Here is an 18857-nt window from a genome sequence, read left to right as displayed (position 1 = left end):
TGGTGAGGGGGGTAAGTATGAAAAGATCATTAGCATCATTGAAATGGAATATACAGCAAGAAACAAAACAAATTGTTTCTGTGGCAAATGCTGCAGATAAAGAAGTGCTTATAGCAGTAAAGACAGCTTTGAAAGAGGAGTTATGCTTTTTTCTATTGTTTGGAGATGAAACAAAAATCACCAATATTGCCGAGAGCATCCATTTAGACTTATCGACAGACGGGCTAGTTGTTCGACATGAAAGTACGAATTCAGATATTGCGCGTTCTGCCGTTATGGCTGTCCACCATAAAGAAGCACAGATTTTAATGAAAGGCAACCTCTCAACAAATGAAATATTAAAAGCAGTATTAAATAAAGAATATGGTCTTCGTACGGGAAATGTGCTGTCACATGTGGCGCTTTTTGAAATACCAAACCAGGATCGTCTTCTTTTTTTAACAGATGCTGCAATGAATATTACACCAAGTCTTCAGGAAAAAGTTGAGATCATAAATAATGCGGTTCAAGTGGCACACGGGGTCGGACTCGAGGAACCTAAAGTTGCCGCACTTGCACCAGTTGAAGTTATCAATCAAGCGATGCCGTCAACTGTAGATGCTGCAGTTTTAACACAAATGAATAATAGAGGACAGATAAAAGATTGTCTTATTGATGGCCCATTAGCATTCGATAATGCTGTATCGCTTGAAGCCGCAAGTCACAAGAACATTCATTCAGATGTTGGTGGAACAGCTGACATTTTAATGGTACCAACAATAGAAGTAGGAAACGCCTTATACAAATCATTTATATACTTTGCGAATGCTACAGTTGCAGCCATAATTAGTGGCGCAAAGGCTCCGATAATTTTAACATCACGTGCTGATTCAGCTGAAAGTAAAATACATTCGTTGACCTTAGCACTCGTATCATCTAAAACGTTTTAGGAGGATTATACATGGAAATATTTAGTTCGATGGAAGAGTATGATTATGAGCAATTGATTTTTTGTCAAGATAAAAATTCAGGATTAAAAGCAGTTATCGCCATCCATGATACGACGCTGGGACCTGCACTTGGTGGTACAAGAATGTGGACATATAACTCAGAAGCTGAAGCGGTTGAAGATGCACTGAGGTTAGCAAAAGGGATGACATATAAAAACGCTGCAGCCGGTTTAAATCTTGGTGGTGGGAAAACGGTTATTATTGGGGATCCTAAAACAGATAAAAATCCCGAAATGTTCCGTGCATTTGGACGCTATATCGAGGGATTAAATGGACGATATATTACAGCTGAAGATGTAGGAACCACGGAACAGGATATGGATTTAATTCATATGGAAACAGATTTTGTTACTGGAATTTCAAGATTTTCTGGCACTTCAGGAAACCCTTCACCAGTAACTGCCTATGGTGTATATAAAGGGATAAAAGCTGCAGCGAACGAGGCGTACGGTGATGAGTCATTAGAAGGGAGAACAATTGCTGTTCAAGGTGTTGGAAGTGTGGCCTATGCATTATGTGAGTACTTGCATAAAGAAGGAGCAACATTAATCGTAACAGATATTAATAAAGAAGCTGCAAGCCGCGCTGTTGAAGCTTTTGGAGCTAGTGCTGTTGAGCCGGAAGCTATTTATGATGTTGATTGTGATATTTATGCACCATGCGCACTTGGCGGGGTTATTAATGATGATACAATACCGAGATTAAAAGCAAAAGTAATTGCAGGGTCTGCAAATAATCAATTAAAAAAACCAGAACATGGTGATATTATCCATGAAAAAGGAATTGTTTTCGCGCCGGATTATGTAATCAATTCCGGTGGTGTGATAAATGTGGCGGATGAATTAAACGGGTATAATCAGGACAGAGCCATGAAAAAAGTAGAAACAATTTATGATAGCTTAAGTAAAGTATTTGAAATTTCCAGACGTGATAATATTCCTACATACGCTGCAGCAGATAGAATGGCAGAAGAAAGAATAAAATCATTAAGAAATTCAAGAAATCAATTTCTATTAAATGAACATCACGTATTAAGCAGAAGATAACGTTCGTAAGTTTGAAAATGGAGGTCAGATTTTTTGCAACCACTATACCGCGTTCTAATTATAAATCCAGGATCAACATCAACGAAAATCGGCGTTTTTGATGATGAAATTTGTATCGTTGAAAAAACGATCCGACATAACGTAGATGATATACGTTACTTCAATCGAATTATCGACCAATATAATTTTCGTAAAAACGTAATCCTGGAAACGCTGGATCATGAAGGAATCAATATATCAAAATTAAGTGCTGTTTGTGGCAGAGGTGGATTGTTAAGGCCAATAGAAGGTGGCACCTATGAAGTAAATAGCGCCATGCTGCAGGATTTACAAAGTGGTTTAAACGGGGAGCATGCTTCTAATCTTGGTGGTATCCTTGCACATGAAATAGCATCTGGATTAAATATCCCTGCATATATCGTTGATCCCGTTGTCGTAGATGAATTAGAAGAAATAGCCAGAATTTCAGGGGTGCCTGATATCCCGAGAAAAAGCATATTTCATGCGTTAAATCAAAAATCGGTAGCAAGAAAAGCCGCAATGGATCTAAATGAAAATTATAAAAGTATCAATATAATCGTCACACACATGGGCGGGGGGATAACCATAGGCGCCCATCAGAACGGAAAAGTCATCGATGTTAATAATGGACTGCATGGTGACGGACCATTTTCTCCTGAACGCGCGGGAACTGTCCCTGCTGGCGATTTAGTTTCTTTATGTTTTTCCGGGCAGTATTACCGGGATGAAGTAATGAAAAAAATTGTCGGTGAAGGTGGCTTAATGGCCTATTTACAAACAAATGACGCCGTTGAAATAGAAAAAAGAATTGAGAATGGGGATAGGGATGCAGAACTTATCTATGACGCCATGGCTTATCAAATTGCAAAAGAAATAGGTTCCATGAGTGCCGTATTGTACGGAAATGTAGATGCGATCGTCTTAACAGGCGGTCTAGCTTACGGCAAAAAATTTGTTGACATGATAACAAAACGTGTTAAATGGATAGCTGACACCATGATCTACCCTGGGGAAAATGAATTACAGGCATTAAATGAAGGTGTGCTAAGGATACTAAGAGAAGAAGAAAGTCCTAAAGTATATTCGAATATCTCAATACACTAGGGAGTGAAATATATGACGAAAGATTATGATTTGGTTGTACTTGGCGGAGGGACTGGTGGTTATGTTGCTGCAATACGAGCCTCTCAACTGGGTATGCAGGTAGCTATCGTGGAAAAGGGTGAACTTGGCGGAACTTGCCTGCATCGGGGATGTATCCCCTCCAAAGCATTATTACGCAGTGCGGAAGTATACAGACAAACGATTGAAGCAACTGAATATGGCATAGAAACAAATATACCTACATTAAACTTTACAAAAGTGCAGGAAAGAAAAAAGACTATTGTAAAAAAATTACATCAAGGTGTTCAAGGGTTAATGAAAAAAGGCAAAATTGATGTATATGAGGGTTTTGGCCGAATTTTAGGACCGAGTATTTTCTCGCCAATGCCTGGTACGATTTCTATTGAATATGAGAGCGGAGAAGAAAATACCATGATTGTCCCTAAAAATGTATTAATTGCAACCGGATCTACGCCTAAATCACTCCCTGGACTGGATATTGATGAGTCATTTGTCATGAGTTCTGATGAAGCATTAAATATGGAAGAGTTACCGGAATCTATTATTATTGTTGGGGGTGGAGTAATAGGAATTGAATGGGCATCCATGCTCAGAGACTTCGGCGTAGAAGTCACTGTTGTAGAATACTTAGATCAAATTCTTCCAACAGAAGATGAGACAATAGCAAATGAAGTCGAAAAGCTTTTGAAACAGAAAGGGATAACCTTTGTTAAAGGTGCCAACATTCTAACGGATACACTATCAAAAGACAGAGGCGTGTCCATAGATGCTGAAATAAAAGGAGAAAATAAAACCTTCAAGGCAGATAAAATGCTGGTATCTGTTGGTCGCAAGGCAAACACAACAAACATTGGCTTGGAAAATACGGACATTATGGTTGAAAAAGGTTTTGTTCAAACAAATAAGTATTTCCAAACAAAAGAGTCACACATCTATGCAATAGGTGATGTGATTGGAGGGATGCAATTAGCCCATGTGGCATCTCATGAAGGGAAAGTGGCTGTAGAACATATGGCAAGCCAAGATCCATTCCCAATCGAATATAATAATGTTCCATCCTGTATCTATTCAAGTCCGGAGGTTGCTAGTGTTGGATTAACAGAGAAACAAGCGAAATCAAAAGGGTTTGAAATTAAGATTGGAAAATTCCCATTCAACGCGATTGGCAAAGCACTTGTCCACGGGGACTCAGATGGTTTTGTGAAAATAATCGCCGACAAAAATACAGAGGACTTATTAGGTATCCATATGGTCGGACCACACGTTACGGACATGATTTCCGAAGCAGGACTTGCAAAAGTACTTGACGCAACACCTTGGGAAATAACACAAAGCATCCACCCACACCCAACCCTTTCAGAAGTAATGGAAGAAGGAGCATTAGCTGTTGAAGGAATACAAATTCATGGGTAAAACAAGGAGGTACGTGTAATGGCAACGAATCGTCATGAAGCATTAGGCTTAACGGATGACCAAGCACTGGAAATGTTTAAAACAATGTTATTAGCAAGGAAAGTTGATGAAAGAATGTGGCTGTTAAATCGCGCAGGGAAGATACCATTTGTGATTTCCTGCCAAGGTCAAGAAGCGGCGCAAGTAGGGGCGTCTTTTGCCCTGGATCGGGAGAATGATTATGTTGCCCCGTATTACCGGGACCTTGGTATTGTTCTGGCATTTGGGATGACTGCCAAAGATCTTATGTTATCGGGATTTGCTAAGGCAGAAGACCCTAACTCTGGTGGCAGACAGATGCCTGGGCATTTTGGTCAAAAGAAAAACAGAATTCTGACTGGATCCTCTCCTGTTACAACACAGCTTCCCCATGCAGTTGGCGTAGCATTGGCCACTAAAATGGAGAAAAAGGATGTCGTTTCGTTCACAACGTTAGGCGAAGGGTCGTCCAACCAAGGAGATTTTCATGAAGGTTTAAATTTTGCAGGAGTGCATAAATTACCTGTCATCACAATGGTTGAAAATAATAAATATGCCATTTCTGTACCGATTGAAAAACAACTGGCAACAGATAAGGTTTCTGACCGAGTGGTGGCATATGGCATGCCAGGGTATACAGTAGATGGAAATGATCCCTTGAAAGTGTATGAGGTCGTTAAAGCAGCAAGAGAGCGAGCAATAAAAGGCGAAGGTCCAACTTTAATAGAAGCAATCACTTATCGCTTTACAGCACACTCAAGTGATGATAATGACAGTTTATATCGTGACAAAGGAGAAATAGAAGAAGCGAAGAAAAATGACTCCATTATCACATTTGCTGCTTACTTAAAAGAATTGGATATTCTAACGGATAAGATAGAGGAAGAAATAAACGAAGAAATTAGCACGTTGGTTAATGAAGCAACAGATTACGCCGAAAACGCGCCATATGCAGCGCCTGAAACTGCTTTAGACTATGTATACGAACAGTAGGGAGGGAAATGTACGATGCCAGTAATGTCATATATTGAGGCAATAACGACTGCTTTAAAAGAAGAAATGCAGCGTGATGAAAACGTATTTATCTTAGGGGAAGATGTTGGGAAAAAAGGCGGTGTTTTTCGAGCCACAGACGGTTTATACGATGAATTCGGCGGGTCCCGCGTATTAGATACACCACTTGCCGAATCAGCGATCGCCGGGATAGGAATTGGAGCAGCCATGTATGGAAAGCGTCCCGTAGCTGAAATGCAATTTGCTGATTTTATTATGCCTGCTGTAAACCAGATCATTTCAGAAGCGGCCAAAATACGCTATCGCTCCAATAATGATTGGGACGCTCCGATAACCATTCGCGCACCATATGGTGGTGGCGTACATGGAGCATTATACCATTCTCAGTCGGTAGAGGCGATATTCGCCAATCAACCAGGCTTAAAGATCGTTATGCCATCGACACCTTATGATGTGAAGGGATTGTTGAAGGCTTCGATCCGTGATAATGATCCAGTGTTATTTTTTGAACATAAGCGTGCTTATCGCCTGCTTAAAGGAGAAGTACCGGACGATGATTACGTTCTTCCGATTGGTAAAGCGGATGTAAAACGCAAAGGATCGGATATTACAGTCATTACCTATGGTTTAAGTGTTCATTTTGCCCTTCAAGCCTCTGAAAAGTTGGCTGAAGAAGGAATTGATGCACATATTCTCGATTTAAGAACGATATACCCATTGGACAAAGAAGCAATCGTAGAAGCTGCGAAAAAGACAGGTAAAGTGTTACTGATCACAGAAGATAATAAGGAAGGGAGTATTATCGGTGAGGTAGCAGCAATCATTGCTGAGAACTGCTTGTTTGATCTGGATGCGCCTGTGCAGCGATTGGCTGGCCCGGATATACCTGCCATGCCATTTGCGCCAACCATGGAAAAGTATTTTATGATTAATCCTGAAAAAATAGAAAACGCAATGCGTGAACTAGCAGAATTTTAAAAAAAGGAGGGATAGTATGGCTGTAGAAAAAATAAATATGCCCCAATTAGGTGAAAGTGTAACAGAAGGAACAATTAGCTCCTGGCTAGTCAGTGCCGGAGATAAAGTGAATAAATATGATCCCATTGCCGAAGTGTTGACAGACAAAGTAAATGCTGAAGTCCCATCATCATTTACCGGCGTTATTAAAGAGCTTGTAGCACAAGAAGGGGATACGATTGCTGTTGGAGAATTGATGTGTTATGTCGATATAGAAGGTGGAGCTTCTGAGACCCAAGCAGATGAAAAAACTGATGAAAAGAGTGACACAGAACAAGAAGAATCAGCTTCAGAAGATCAATCGATGAAAAAGCGTTACTCCCCAGCAGTTCTAAGCATGGCGATTGAAAATGGTATCGAGTTGGAATCTATAAATGGAACTGGTCGTGGTGGTAGGATTACAAGGAAAGACATTGAAAAAGTAATCGAAACTGGCCAGAGTAAAAAACCGGCTACTTCTAATCCTGTACAGTCTGAAAAAGGAACAGCTAATGAGGCAAAAGAAACGCCTATAGCCAAGCAAACAGCACAAGATGGTGACATTGAAATTCCGGTGACCGGAGTGCGTAAAGCAATTGCGCAAAATATGGTGCGCTCTACTCAGGAAATTCCTCATGCCTGGATGACTGTAGAAGCTGATGTAACAGGTCTTGTCAATTACAGAAACCAGATAAAGAATGAATTCAAGCAAAAAGAAGGATTTAGCCTAACATTTTTTGCTTTCTTTGTAAAAGCGGTAGCTCAAGCGTTAAAAGAATTTCCTCAGCTTAATAGTAGGTGGGCAGATGATAAGATCATCCAGCGAAAAGACATTAACCTGTCTATCGCTGTTGCAAAAGATCAAGAACTTTTCGTACCAGTTATTAAGCATGCGGATGAAAAAAGCATTAAAGGTATCGCAAAAGATATTAATGATCTTGCTATGAAAGCGAGATCAAACGCGTTAACAGCAGATGATATGCAGGGTGGTACATTTACTGTTAATAATACAGGCTCATTTGGCTCGATTCATTCCATGGGGGTAATTAACCATCCACAAGCAGCTATCTTGCAAGTTGAGTCTATTGTCAAACGCCCTGTTATTATCAATGACATGTTTGCAGCAAGGGACATGGTCAACCTGTGTCTATCACTGGATCATCGTATTTTGGATGGGGTTGTTTCCGGACAGTTCCTTGCACGTGTTAAGGAGATTTTGGAAAATATCAATAAAGATACGACGAATGTATACTAAACTCTCCCGAGAATAAGCATTTAGAATTGAAATAATTGGATAAAATTGATAAGCTGGAAATATGCTTCACTATACTTAAATTCAAAAAGGGGATGGAAGTTCAGATGGATTTTAACCTATTCATGAACGATGTGGTAGATGCTGCTCGTAAAGATGTAAGAGAAGCAGGTTATCAAGAGCTCACAAGCACAGAAGATGTTGATAATGCCCTGACGAAGGATGGTACAACTTTAGTAATGGTCAATTCAACATGTGGTTGTGCTGGTGGGATTGCCCGTCCAGCTGCGGCGAATTCTGTTCATTATGATAAGCGCCCGGACAACCTAGTCACAGTATTTGCTGGGCAGGATCGTGAAGCAACGGAAAAAGCCCGTGAATATTTCGAAGGCTATCCACCATCTTCACCCTCATTTGCATTCTTAAAAGATGGTAAAATTGTTACAATGTTAGAGCGTCATGATATAGAAGGATTTAGCGCTGTTGATGTTGTTGGCAAGCTTCAAACTATCTTTGATGACCATTGTAAAGAGGTCTAGAAACTAGTCAAAATTCAAGATTTAAGCAGGGGCTTTTGCCTGTATTTGAAGAGTCCGTCGTTTTCTATACAACGCTAGAGAATCTAGTGACCATGAGACTGTCTCTATTTTAAGTGGGTCAGTCTCATTTTATTACAAATGATATTGGATGTTCTATAAAATAAGGGAGTTTTTACCGTGAAAATTGGCTATCGAACAATTAAGACCGCGATAGGGACCCCCATTGCAATTTCGATTGCTCAATTCTTAGACCTGACAAACTTTGTATCAGCAGGCATATTAACCATATTATGTATTCAGCCTTCAAGAAAAAAATCTTTCTTAAGTGCATGGCATCGTTTTTTTGCTTGTATTTTGGCAATTTTATTTTCATTTATCTTTTTTGAAACGATTGGTTATAATACAATTGCTGTAGCTTTAATGTTAATTGCATTTATTCCAACAACTGTTTTTCTAAAAATCACACCTGGAATAGCAACCAGTTCTGTTATCACGTTAAATTTGTATAGTTTTTCCAATATGTCATCTACATTTATTATTGAACAGCTTCTAATCATCATTATCGGGATAGGGACCGCTTTTCTTTTAAATTTATATATGCCCAGCTTGGATGTGGATTTAAAGAAACAACAAAACAAACTGGAAGCTAATTTTAAAATAATATTATATGAAATAGCACTGTACATAAGAAATAAAAATGTATCATGGGATGGCAAAGAAGTATCGGAAACGGAAGAAATTTTACAAGAAGCAGAGGATTTAGTAGAACGTGATCGGGAAAATCATCTATTGCGGAGTAAACATCCATACCATGAATATTTTAAGATGCGCACGCGGCAGTTTGAGCTATTACAACGAATGCTTCCACTCGTGACGAAATTACCGAATAAAGACTCCATCTCTGAAAAAATTGCCGTCTTTTTTGAAAATTTATCAGAATCTGTGCATCCCGAGAATACAGCAGCTTTATTCTTGGATGATTTGGAAGAATTGCGGAGCGAGTTTAATCAGGAAGATCTCCCGGAAACACAAGAAGAATTTGAAACAAGAGCGAATTTATTCCGCTTACTGCATGAAATTGAAGACTATTTAAATTTAAAAAGGAAATATAAAAAGAGTGATATCAAAAGAAAAAGTAGTGTAGAATAAAAAGACTGGAATCTAATGCATTCCAGTCGCACGTTTTATATAAACATTGCTAACCCAGCGGTAAGTGATGACAGAAGCATTGCGAGAATCATGATATAGATCAATACTTTTGCCCTGCGTTCGCGCTTTGATGGTTTTCTTTTGGTTTGTTGATTACGTTGTTTTGTAGCCATATAAAATCCTCCTTTATTCCTGTATCCTAGTTGTATTTTATCGTTAAAATCGATATTGGACAAGTATTAAAAAATAGTGAACAATAGAAATTATATGAAGTTTAATTTTCTAACTGAATGGGGGTATTCCTAAAATGAGTGATAAGAAGATGAACAATGGAAAAAAGAACTGGGAGAAATCTGTTGACGCAACAATAAAGCGCTTTCCTGAAAGAAAGAACCCTTTTACGACATCTTCAGGTATTGAAGTGGAACGATTATATACGTCAGAGTCTGATCACCTGGGGTTTCCAGGTCATTACCCATATACAAGAGGGATACAGCCAACTATGTACCGCAGTCGTTTTTGGACAATGCGCCAGTATGCAGGATTTGGATCTGCAGTTGAAACCAATAAGCGGTTTAGGTATTTATTGGAGCAAGGTCAAACAGGACTTTCAGTTGCGTTTGATTTACCAACACAAATTGGTTATGATTCAGATGATGTCATGGCTGAAGGGGAAGTAGGAAAAGTCGGAGTGGCAATCGATTCGCTAGAAGATATGGAGAAATTACTGGATCAAATCCCTCTAGATAAAGTAAGTACATCCATGACGATTAACGCACCGGCTTCTGTCTTACTATGTATGTATATTGCTGTTGGCCAAAAACAAGGAGTGCCGCTTGAAAAACTAACTGGAACGATTCAAAATGATATTTTAAAAGAATACATTGCTAGAGGAACTTACATATATCCACCTAAACCATCTATGCGATTAATTACGAATATATTTGAATACTGCCAAGAAAATGTTCCGAAATTTAATACGATTAGTATTTCCGGTTATCATATTCGTGAGGCAGGGTCAAACGCAGTTCAAGAAGCAGCATTTACCATCGCAAACGGAATGGCATATGTTGATGCAGCGATTGAGTCAGGGCTTGATGTGGACACCTTTGCCCCAAGACTAGCGTTTTTCTTTAATGCCCATAATAACTTCTTTGAAGAGGTAGCTAAATTCCGCGTGGCAAGAAGAATATGGGCCAAAATAATGAAAGAGCATTACAAGGCAAAAAATGAAAAAAGTTGGAAATTAAGGTTTCATACCCAAACAGGTGGATCAACATTAACTGCTCAACAGCCGGATAATAATATTGTCCGTGTTACATTGCAAGCGCTCGCCGCAGTTATGGGCGGAACACAAAGTCTCCATACGAATTCGCGGGATGAGGCGCTGTCGTTACCTACAGAAGAATCAGCTCGTATTGCACTAAGAACACAACAAATTATCGCAAATGAAAGCGGTATAGGTGATACGATTGATCCATTAGGAGGTTCCTATTATGTAGAAGAATTAACCGATCGCATGGAAAAAGAAGTTAATGCATATTTGGATCGGATTAAAGAAATAGGTGGCGCCGTTCAGGCAGTAGAAGAAGGGTATATGCAACGGGAAATTCAGCAAAATGCATATGAAATACAAAAAGGGATCGAAAAAGAAGAAGAGATTATTGTTGGCCTAAACAAATTTAAACTTGATGAAGAAATCAATCCGGATTTACTCAAAGTTAATGAAGAACTTGAACAAGCACAAATAAAATCAGTTGAAGAAATAAGAGGCCAGCGAAATAATGCAGATGTTTCACGGGCATTAGAAGCGATTCGGGTAGCTGCTAAAACGGAAGATGTAAACATAATACCATTCATTTTGGATGCAGTTAAGGTATATGCCACGATTGGGGAAATTTGCAATGTAATGCGTGATGAATTTGGAGAATATACAGGCATATAAAGGGGAGATACTATGGGAAAAATTCGTGTATTGGTTGCTAAACCTGGACTTGATGGGCATGACCGGGGAGCATTGGTGATATCTCAGGCGCTTCGTGACCATGGAATGGAAGTTATTTATACCGGACTGAGGCAAACTCCTGTACAAATAGCACAAGCAGCCGTTCAGGAAGACGTGGATGTCATTGGCCTGTCTTCCTTATCAGGAGCACATAAAACATTATTTCCAAAGATAATCGATGAATTAAAAAAAAGAGATGCTACTGATATTCCTGTTGTTGGCGGTGGGGTAATTCCAAGTGAAGATATACCATTTTTACTGGATAAAGGTATCAAAAGAATATTTACAAGTGGTTCTTCTACCGAGTCTTTAGCATCATATATTCAGGAATTGATTGAACCAATAGGCGCAGCTGTAGATAATCCTAAAAAAATTGCCCATGTTGGAATAGCGGTACGTAATATTGACGATACTCTTGCATTTTATACAGATTCATTAGGTATGGAATTAGAAGGCGTGGAAAAAGTAGATTCGGAAGGAGTAAAAATTGCTTTCTTAAAAATTGGCGAATCACGTTTCGAATTGCTGGAGCCACTAAATGATTCATCACCAATTCAAAAGTTCCTGGATAAAAAAGGAGAGGGGATCCATCATATTGCAGTAGAAGTTGATAATATCGAAGCTCGTTTAAACCAATTAAAATCAGAGGGTGTTCGATTAATCAATGAGAAGGCGAAATCAGGGGCACATAACAGCCAAATCGCTTTTATCCATCCAAAAGCAGCGAACGGTGTATTAGTAGAATTGGCTCAGCAGGCAGGCGAGGGAAGTGAAGAATAATGGATATATTTGATAAAATTAATGAGCTATACGATAAACGAAGAAGATCAGAACTTGGTGGTGGAGACGAGCGAATTGATAAACAACATGCAAAAGGGAAGATGACCGCCAGAGAACGTGTTGATTATTTACTTGATGAACATTCATTTGTAGAATTAAACCCTTTTATTGAACACCGATCATCCGATTTTGGGATGAATAACAACGATGCCAAGGGAGAAGGTGTTGTCACAGGATACGGGAAAATTAACGGCAAGCCGCTTTATTTGTTTGCACAGGATTTCACTGTATATGGTGGCGCCCTTGGTGAAATGCATGGAAAGAAAATTGCAGCAGTCATGGATTTAGCTGCTAAAAACGGTGTTCCATTTGTCGGATTAAATGATTCCGGGGGCGCACGCATTCAAGAAGGCGTATCTTCACTTGATGGATATGGGCAAGTTTTTTACCGTAATACTATTTATTCAGGTGTTATCCCACAAATATCTGTTATACTCGGTCCAAGCGCTGGTGGTGCTGTTTATTCACCGGCTATTACCGATTTTGTGATTATGGTTGAAAAGACATCCCAAATGTTTATTACAGGCCCTAAAGTTATTGAAACCGTAACTGGTGAGAAGATTTCTTCAGAAGATTTAGGTGGCGCCGATATTCATAATTCTAAAAGCGGGAATGCACATATTAAAACAACTAGTGAAGAAGAAGCATTGGATGCGGTTCGTGATTTAATTGCCTATCTACCAGCAAATAATCAGGAGAAAGCTGCTAGATTAGCAAGTAAAGACGAAAATAATCTGCGTCCGGATTTAGTAGACATCGTTCCATTTGATTCTAAAATTGCTTATGATGTTAAAAACGTAATTGACCAAATAGTTGATAAGAATAGCTTTTTTGAAATTCATCCCGATTTTGCGAAGAATATCGTTGTTGGTTTTGCACGTATAAAAGGGGAAACGATTGGCTTAGTCTGTAACCAGCCAAAATATATGGCAGGCGGGCTTGACATTGATTCCAGTGACAAGGCAGCCAGGTTTATCCGATTCTGTGATTCTTTTAATATTCCAATCATTACCTTTGAGGATGTAACCGGATTTTTCCCTGGTGTAAAACAGGAACATGGCGGTATTATTCGTCATGGGGCCAAAATTTTATATGCCTATTCAGAGGCAACTGTTCCAAAAATTACGGTGATTACAAGGAAGGCATATGGTGGAGCTTATGTCGCGCTAAATAGTAAATCCATCGGCGCAGATCTTGTTTATGCATGGCCAAATGCCGAGATTGCAGTTATGGGCCCTGAGGGTGCAGCTAATATTATCTTTGCTAAAGAAATTGCTGAAAGTGAAAACCCCGAAGAAACCCGGCAGGAAAAAATAAATACATACCGGGAGAAATTCGCAAATCCATATATTGCCGCTGGACTGGGCATGGTTGATGATGTGGTTGATCCAAGGGAAACACGTATCAATCTCATTCAGGCCTTGGAGATGTTATATAATAAGCAGGAGGAAAGACCGAAGAAAAAGCATGGCAACATCCCGTTGTAGACAGGGATTCAATGAGTAACAAACTTATTGTAAACGAACTTACGTTGGAGGATTTGTAAAAATGAGCTCAGTAAATCAGGAACGATTAGTTAATGAATTTTTTGAACTTGTAAAGATTGATTCAGAGACAGAACATGAAGCGGATATAGCTGAAGTATTAAAACGTAAATTTAAAGATTTAGGCCTGGAAGTTACAGAGGATGCAAGTAAAGAAAAAACAGGGCATGGTGCCGGTAATCTCATTTGTACGTTAAAAGGGAATAAAAAAGAAGCAGATCCAATTTATTTCACATCCCATATGGATACAGTTGTTCCTGGTAATGGGATTAAACCTTCTATACAAGACGGCTATATTATCTCAGATGGGACAACTATCTTGGGAGCAGATGATAAGGCAGGACTTGCCGCCATGCTGGAGGCGATCCGGATCATGGAGGAAAACGCTATAAAGCATGGAGATATTCAATTTGTTGTCACAGTGGGCGAAGAATCCGGATTAGTAGGAGCAAAAGCATTGGATTCTTCCTTATTAAACGCAAAATATGGCTACGCCGTTGACAGCAATGGAGCGGTAGGCGATATTATCATCGAAGCGCCTACACAAGCAAAGATTTCTGCTGTCATTAAGGGAAAAACAGCGCATGCCGGTGTAGCACCTGAGAAAGGCGTTTCTGCTATCACCATAGCAGCAAAAGCCATTTCCAACATGCCTCTTGGTCGAATCGATAAGGAGACAACAGCTAATATTGGGCGTTTTGAAGGTGGAACTAAAACTAATATCGTAGCAGACCATGTTGAAATTTTAGCAGAGGCTAGATCACTGATTCCGGGAAAAATGGAAGCACAAGTTACAAAAATGAAGGAAGCATTTGAAAAGACGGCTGAAGAACAAGGTGGCTCTGCTGATGTAACGGTTGATATAAAATATCCTGGATACAAGCAGCAAGAAGGCGATCAAGTTGTTGAAGTTGCCCGAAAAGCAGCTAGTGAAATTGGTCGCAGGAGCAAACTATTAGAAAGTGGTGGTGGCAGTGATGCGAATGTCATTGCCGGATTCGGAATTCCTACCGTTAATTTGGCTGTTGGGTACGAAGAAATCCATACAACAAATGAGCGAATTCCGGTTGAAGAATTAGTGAAAATCACCGAACTAATTACAGAAATTAGCAAACAGGCGGCAAAATAATGAGTATTTCGAGGACTTTTCAGGGCTAAGCCTTTCCTGCCTGGAGGGTCCTTTTATATGTTATAATAGACTAAAAGTATTAATTATGTTGTAAAGGATGGAGTCTATATGGAACAGCCGAGCGCAAGAAAAGGTCGGGTTATTTTTCATATTGATATGAATTGTTTTTATGCTTCTGTAGAAATGGCTCACGATCCAAAACTTAAAGGCAAACCCCTAGCAATTGCCGGGAATCCGGAAGAACGCAAGGGAATTGTAGTGACAAGCAGCTATGAAGCTAGGGCCAAAGGTGTTAAAACAACGATGCAATTACGTGAGGCGAAAAGGCTGTGTCCAGAGTTAATTATTATGCGTCCTAATTTTGATCGCTATCGAACAGCTTCTAAACAAATTTTCCAAATGCTTTCCGACATAACGCCTCATGTTCAACCGGTTTCCATTGATGAAGGATATATGGATGTTACCGACACAGAGCATGACGAGAGCCCGCTACGCATCGCAGAAAATCTGCAGAAAAAAATATTAGAAGAGCTCAGATTACCATGCAGTATTGGAATAGCCCCAAACAAATTTTTAGCAAAAATGGCATCAGACATCAAAAAACCACTTGGGATTACGATTTTGCGAAAAAGGGAATTATCACAAACCTTATGGCCGCTCCCAATAGAGGAAATGTATGGCGTTGGTGAAAAAACCTCAGAAAAGTTAAAAACCATCGACATTAAAACAATAGGTGATCTCGCAAAAAAAGATGTATATCAGCTTAAACAGATGTTGGGAATAAATGGCGAACGCTTAAAGCAACGAGCAAACGGGATGGACATGAGACCTGTTGACCCAAATGCTGTACATGATTTTAAAAGTATTGGAAGCTCACAAACATTATCCCATGACACCACAGATGAAAAAGAAATAAGGACCCTTATGCACCAGCTCGCAGACAATGTGGATCGCCGTGTGAAGCGAAAAAAGGCAGCAGGGCGAAGTGTACAGCTGATGATACGCTACCATGACCGAAGAACAATTACAAGAAGTAAAAAGCTACAATCCTACATTGAATCTAAAGATGATATTCTTCATGTTGCAAATGAATTATTGCAAAAGCACTGGAATTTAGAGCCTATTCGTCTTCTTGGAATTACCCTGCAGGATGTGGATGAAAAGGAACATATCGGTCAGCAGTTGGATTTGTTTACGTATGAAAAGCATGCCAGAAAAGAAAACCTGTACGTAGCGATTGATGCTCTTTCCGAAAAGTACGGTAAAAATCCGTTTAAGCAATTGGATGGCACGAGCAGCGTTGAGGATGATCAACCAAGGACAAGTTTTCAAAAAGATTTTCTGGATGATTATAAAAGAAAATAACAAGCTCACATCCAAATAAGAGGCTGTGAGCTTGTTTATTATTTCATGATTCTTTTTGTAACGGATTCTGCAAATTTGTTGCCCGGGTAACGGAAAGGAATATCAAATTTGGTAGATTGCTTTAAAATGCTTTTATCATGTGAAAATGTATCAAAACTATATTTACCATGGTATGAGCCCATTCCACTTGCACCGACACCCCCAAAAGGCAGATGAGGGTTGCTCAAGTGATATATCGTATCATTAATCGAGCCTCCGCCAAAGGATAAATACTGCATAATTTGTTCCTGCATTTTGCCATCTTCACTAAAATAGTAAAGTGCTAGTGGTTTTTCCTTAGCTCTGATGACTGCTGCAGCATCCTCTACATTGGTAAAAGATAAAATGGGGAGGATGGGACCAAATATTTCTTCCTGCATAATCGAATGGTTCCAGGTAATTTTATCAAGAATCGTTGGCTCTATTTTTAATGCGGCCGGATCGGTGTCACCACCATGCAACGGGGTTCCTTCAGATAGGAATTGGACCAATCTATTAAAGTGCTTTTCGTTGATGATACGTATGTAATCATCATTCTTCAATGGCTCCTTCCCATAAAAAGATTTAATTTGTTTTTTCATTGCTTTTAATAATTTAAATTTAACTTTTTCATGTACATATACGTAATCAGGTGCTACACATGTTTGCCCTGCATTCGTAAATTTCCCCCAGACGATTCGCTTGGCAGCCAGGTTTATATTTGCATCCTTATCAACAATTGCCGGGCTTTTACCACCTAATTCGAGTGTTACGGGAGTCAGATGTGTGCTAGCTTCTTTCATAATTACTTTCCCGACCTCTGTACTTCCTGTGAAGAATATATAATCAAATCGCTGCTTTAATAATTCCTCGCTTGTTTCCTTTCCTCCCTCCAGGACAGTGATATAAGAAGGATTAAAGGTATCTTGTATCATGTCTGCAAGCAGTGCTGAGGTAGCCTCTGTATGTTCGGATGGTTTTAACACAACACAATTCCCTGCAGCAATTGCACCAATAGCAGGGGCAAGTGCTAATTGCAGGGGGTAATTCCATGGAGACATTATCAGACTGACACCATAGGGTTCTTTTAAAATAAAGCTTTTGCTTCCTTTATGCGTGATAGGTGAACGAACTTTCGTTGGTTCCATCCAACCACTGAGATTTTTAATTGCAAAATCCAGTTCGGTGTATAAAAAGCCTAGTTCCGTTGTAAGGGTTTCATGCCTTGATTTATTTAAATCTTTTTTAAGCGCGTGATAAATCCCTCTTTCATTCGTTTTTAGCATTTCTTTTAATTTTTGTAATTGCTCTTTGCGAACGGCGTAGTCCAAAGTGTTTCCATTCAGAAAAAACGCGCGTTGATGGGCAACAACTTCCTCGATTTGCTTCATGTAAAATCTCTCCTCTACTTTTTGTCTATAGCCACGTGTTGAAAATCATTAGCAAGCACAGTGTTTGGGAAAATCTCCCTTGCTTCTGTTACTAACTCTCGGGTTTCTTCCTTTTGATAGCGAGAGGATATATGAGTTAATACTAATCTTTTAACATTACTCTGTTTGGCAAGTGTGGCTGCCTGTGTAGTCGTCGAATGAAAATACTGATGTGCCATTGTTTCTTTTTCTTTTCCAAATGTAGCTTCATGGATAAGTATATCTGAATCCTCAACAAATGAACGGTATTGGTAAGATGATCGTGTGTCCCCCAAAATACTTATGATGCGTCCTTTTTTATCAGGACCGATAAAATATTTCCGATGAATCACCTGTCCATCTGTTGTTTCCACAACGTCATTTTCCTTTATTTGCTTGTATATGGGCCCAGGCATAATACCGAAATCCTTTAACTTATTCACCAATAGTTCACCTGGTTTATCTTTTTCCACAATACGAAAACCATAGCTTGGTATGGCATGGTCCAGTTTTTCTGTATAAACCTGAAATAGTTCATCTTCAAAAAGCCTCCCCGCACTATATTCGATAATGGATAGTGGATAAGCTAGGTGCGTTGCGCTTGCTTGAAGACTTGTCTCAATGAAATTTTTAATCCCTGCAGGACCATACACGGTTAATAAATCGGATCCACCTTGAAAAGACCGGCTGCTGAGTAACCCAGGCAAACCAAATATATGATCTCCATGCATATGTGTAATAAAAATTTTATTGATTTTTCCTGGTTTAATATTTGTATGTAATATTTGATGCTGGGTAGATTCCCCGCAATCAAATAGCCATATACTGTTTTGTTCTTGCAGTAATGTCAGGATAATAGCTGATACATTCCGTTCTTTTGATGGAACGCCAGCACCAGTACCCAGAAAAGTCAGTTCCATAGCTAATCCTCCAACGTATTGTTTTAAAATCCTAGTCATTGCTCCTGTTTAAAATTCTCCTTAGT

The 18857-nt window shown here is 39.4% G+C and carries 17 protein-coding genes; 14 read left to right on the top strand and 3 right to left on the bottom strand.

Annotated elements, in window-relative coordinates; all coding sequences use genetic code 11:
- Window positions 1–17 precede the first annotated feature (17 nt).
- The 9 genes from yqiS (at window position 18) to KFZ58_RS10070 (ending at window position 9562) form a co-directional block, all read left to right on the top strand.
- Window positions 18–929 (top strand): phosphate butyryltransferase, encoded by a 912-nt coding sequence (gene yqiS, locus KFZ58_RS10110; RefSeq protein WP_235794721.1) that lies wholly within the window; start codon window positions 18–20, stop codon window positions 927–929.
- 11 nt (window positions 930–940) lie between these two features.
- Window positions 941–2035, top strand: a complete 1095-nt coding sequence (locus KFZ58_RS10105) for a Leu/Phe/Val dehydrogenase (protein ID WP_235791203.1) — start codon at window positions 941–943, stop codon at window positions 2033–2035.
- Window positions 2036–2068: 33 nt separating this feature from the next.
- Complete coding sequence (buk, locus tag KFZ58_RS10100) at window positions 2069–3160, top strand: butyrate kinase (protein ID WP_235791202.1); 1092 nt, start codon at window positions 2069–2071, stop codon at window positions 3158–3160.
- A 12-nt stretch (window positions 3161–3172) separates the two neighbouring features.
- A complete protein-coding gene (gene lpdA, locus KFZ58_RS10095) occupies window positions 3173–4594 on the top strand; it encodes a dihydrolipoyl dehydrogenase (protein ID WP_235791201.1) in 1422 nt (473 codons plus the stop codon).
- A gap of 18 nt (window positions 4595–4612) precedes the next feature.
- On the top strand, window positions 4613–5605 hold the full coding sequence (locus KFZ58_RS10090; protein ID WP_235791200.1) for a thiamine pyrophosphate-dependent dehydrogenase E1 component subunit alpha: 993 nt from the start codon (window positions 4613–4615) through the stop codon (window positions 5603–5605).
- 15 nt (window positions 5606–5620) lie between these two features.
- The gene (locus KFZ58_RS10085; protein WP_235791199.1) at window positions 5621–6604 is read left to right on the top strand and encodes an alpha-ketoacid dehydrogenase subunit beta; all 984 of its coding nucleotides are present in this window, start codon (window positions 5621–5623) and stop codon (window positions 6602–6604) included.
- 16 nt (window positions 6605–6620) lie between these two features.
- Window positions 6621–7877, top strand: a complete 1257-nt coding sequence (locus KFZ58_RS10080) for a dihydrolipoamide acetyltransferase family protein (RefSeq protein ID WP_235791198.1) — start codon at window positions 6621–6623, stop codon at window positions 7875–7877.
- Between the two features lie 104 nt (window positions 7878–7981).
- The gene (locus KFZ58_RS10075) at window positions 7982–8413 is read left to right on the top strand and encodes a BrxA/BrxB family bacilliredoxin (RefSeq protein ID WP_235791197.1); all 432 of its coding nucleotides are present in this window, start codon (window positions 7982–7984) and stop codon (window positions 8411–8413) included.
- Between the two features lie 177 nt (window positions 8414–8590).
- Window positions 8591–9562, top strand: coding sequence for an aromatic acid exporter family protein (locus tag KFZ58_RS10070; protein WP_235791196.1), 972 nt, complete (start codon window positions 8591–8593; stop codon window positions 9560–9562).
- 35 nt (window positions 9563–9597) lie between these two features.
- On the opposite strand, the gene prli42 is transcribed toward KFZ58_RS10070, so the two are convergent.
- The gene (gene prli42 / locus KFZ58_RS10065; RefSeq protein ID WP_235791195.1) at window positions 9598–9735 is read right to left on the bottom strand and encodes a stressosome-associated protein Prli42; all 138 of its coding nucleotides are present in this window, start codon (window positions 9733–9735) and stop codon (window positions 9598–9600) included.
- Between the two features lie 134 nt (window positions 9736–9869).
- Here prli42 and KFZ58_RS10060 point away from each other — a divergent pair, with 134 nt between their 5' ends.
- The 5 genes from KFZ58_RS10060 to KFZ58_RS10040 all read left to right on the top strand — a co-directional run bounded on the left by KFZ58_RS10060 (window position 9870) and on the right by KFZ58_RS10040 (window position 16445).
- Window positions 9870–11507, top strand: coding sequence for an acyl-CoA mutase large subunit family protein (locus tag KFZ58_RS10060; RefSeq protein WP_235791194.1), 1638 nt, complete (start codon window positions 9870–9872; stop codon window positions 11505–11507).
- A 12-nt stretch (window positions 11508–11519) separates the two neighbouring features.
- Window positions 11520–12347 (top strand): methylmalonyl-CoA epimerase, encoded by an 828-nt coding sequence (gene mce / locus KFZ58_RS10055; protein ID WP_235791193.1) that lies wholly within the window; start codon window positions 11520–11522, stop codon window positions 12345–12347.
- A complete protein-coding gene (locus tag KFZ58_RS10050) occupies window positions 12347–13894 on the top strand; it encodes an acyl-CoA carboxylase subunit beta (RefSeq protein WP_235791192.1) in 1548 nt (515 codons plus the stop codon). The genes mce and KFZ58_RS10050 overlap by 1 nt, the downstream gene beginning before the upstream one ends.
- A 61-nt stretch (window positions 13895–13955) precedes the next feature.
- Window positions 13956–15080, top strand: a complete 1125-nt coding sequence (locus KFZ58_RS10045) for a M20/M25/M40 family metallo-hydrolase (protein ID WP_235791191.1) — start codon at window positions 13956–13958, stop codon at window positions 15078–15080.
- Window positions 15081–15188: 108 nt separating this feature from the next.
- Complete coding sequence (locus KFZ58_RS10040) at window positions 15189–16445, top strand: DNA polymerase IV (protein WP_235791190.1); 1257 nt, start codon at window positions 15189–15191, stop codon at window positions 16443–16445.
- 38 nt (window positions 16446–16483) lie between these two features.
- On the opposite strand, the gene KFZ58_RS10035 is transcribed toward KFZ58_RS10040, so the two are convergent.
- Together KFZ58_RS10035 and rnz are read right to left on the bottom strand one after the other, a co-directional pair.
- Entirely contained in the window at window positions 16484–17854 is a 1371-nt protein-coding gene (locus KFZ58_RS10035; protein WP_235791189.1) for an aldehyde dehydrogenase, read from the bottom strand.
- A gap of 14 nt (window positions 17855–17868) precedes the next feature.
- The gene (gene rnz, locus KFZ58_RS10030; RefSeq protein ID WP_235791188.1) at window positions 17869–18792 is read right to left on the bottom strand and encodes a ribonuclease Z; all 924 of its coding nucleotides are present in this window, start codon (window positions 18790–18792) and stop codon (window positions 17869–17871) included.
- Window positions 18793–18857 lie beyond the last annotated feature (65 nt).

It is taken from the genome of Virgibacillus sp. NKC19-16 (genome assembly GCF_021560035.1).
In the GTDB taxonomy this organism is placed as follows: domain Bacteria; phylum Bacillota; class Bacilli; order Bacillales; family Amphibacillaceae; genus Virgibacillus_L; species Virgibacillus_L salidurans.
Note: the sequence above shows the minus strand (reverse complement) of the source record. Positions and strands in the feature narration are given on the sequence as shown.

Bases quoted from the DNA above. Each gene is read 5' to 3' on its own strand.
- yqiS (WP_235794721.1), top strand. From the start codon at position 18: ATGAAAAGATCATTAGCATCATTGAAATGGAATATACAGCAAGAAACA.
- KFZ58_RS10105 (WP_235791203.1), top strand. From the start codon at position 941: ATGGAAATATTTAGTTCGATGGAAGAGTATGATTATGAGCAATTGATT.
- lpdA (WP_235791201.1), top strand. From the start codon at position 3,173: ATGACGAAAGATTATGATTTGGTTGTACTTGGCGGAGGGACTGGTGGT.
- KFZ58_RS10090 (WP_235791200.1), top strand. From the start codon at position 4,613: ATGGCAACGAATCGTCATGAAGCATTAGGCTTAACGGATGACCAAGCA.
- KFZ58_RS10085 (WP_235791199.1), top strand. From the start codon at position 5,621: ATGCCAGTAATGTCATATATTGAGGCAATAACGACTGCTTTAAAAGAA.
- KFZ58_RS10080 (WP_235791198.1), top strand. From the start codon at position 6,621: ATGGCTGTAGAAAAAATAAATATGCCCCAATTAGGTGAAAGTGTAACA.
- KFZ58_RS10075 (WP_235791197.1), top strand. From the start codon at position 7,982: ATGGATTTTAACCTATTCATGAACGATGTGGTAGATGCTGCTCGTAAA.
- prli42 (WP_235791195.1), bottom strand. From the start codon at position 9,735: ATGGCTACAAAACAACGTAATCAACAAACCAAAAGAAAACCATCAAAG.
- KFZ58_RS10060 (WP_235791194.1), top strand. From the start codon at position 9,870: ATGAGTGATAAGAAGATGAACAATGGAAAAAAGAACTGGGAGAAATCT.
- mce (WP_235791193.1), top strand. From the start codon at position 11,520: ATGGGAAAAATTCGTGTATTGGTTGCTAAACCTGGACTTGATGGGCAT.
- KFZ58_RS10050 (WP_235791192.1), top strand. From the start codon at position 12,347: ATGGATATATTTGATAAAATTAATGAGCTATACGATAAACGAAGAAGA.
- KFZ58_RS10045 (WP_235791191.1), top strand. From the start codon at position 13,956: ATGAGCTCAGTAAATCAGGAACGATTAGTTAATGAATTTTTTGAACTT.
- KFZ58_RS10040 (WP_235791190.1), top strand. From the start codon at position 15,189: ATGGAACAGCCGAGCGCAAGAAAAGGTCGGGTTATTTTTCATATTGAT.
- KFZ58_RS10035 (WP_235791189.1), bottom strand. From the start codon at position 17,854: ATGAAGCAAATCGAGGAAGTTGTTGCCCATCAACGCGCGTTTTTTCTG.
- rnz (WP_235791188.1), bottom strand. From the start codon at position 18,792: ATGGAACTGACTTTTCTGGGTACTGGTGCTGGCGTTCCATCAAAAGAA.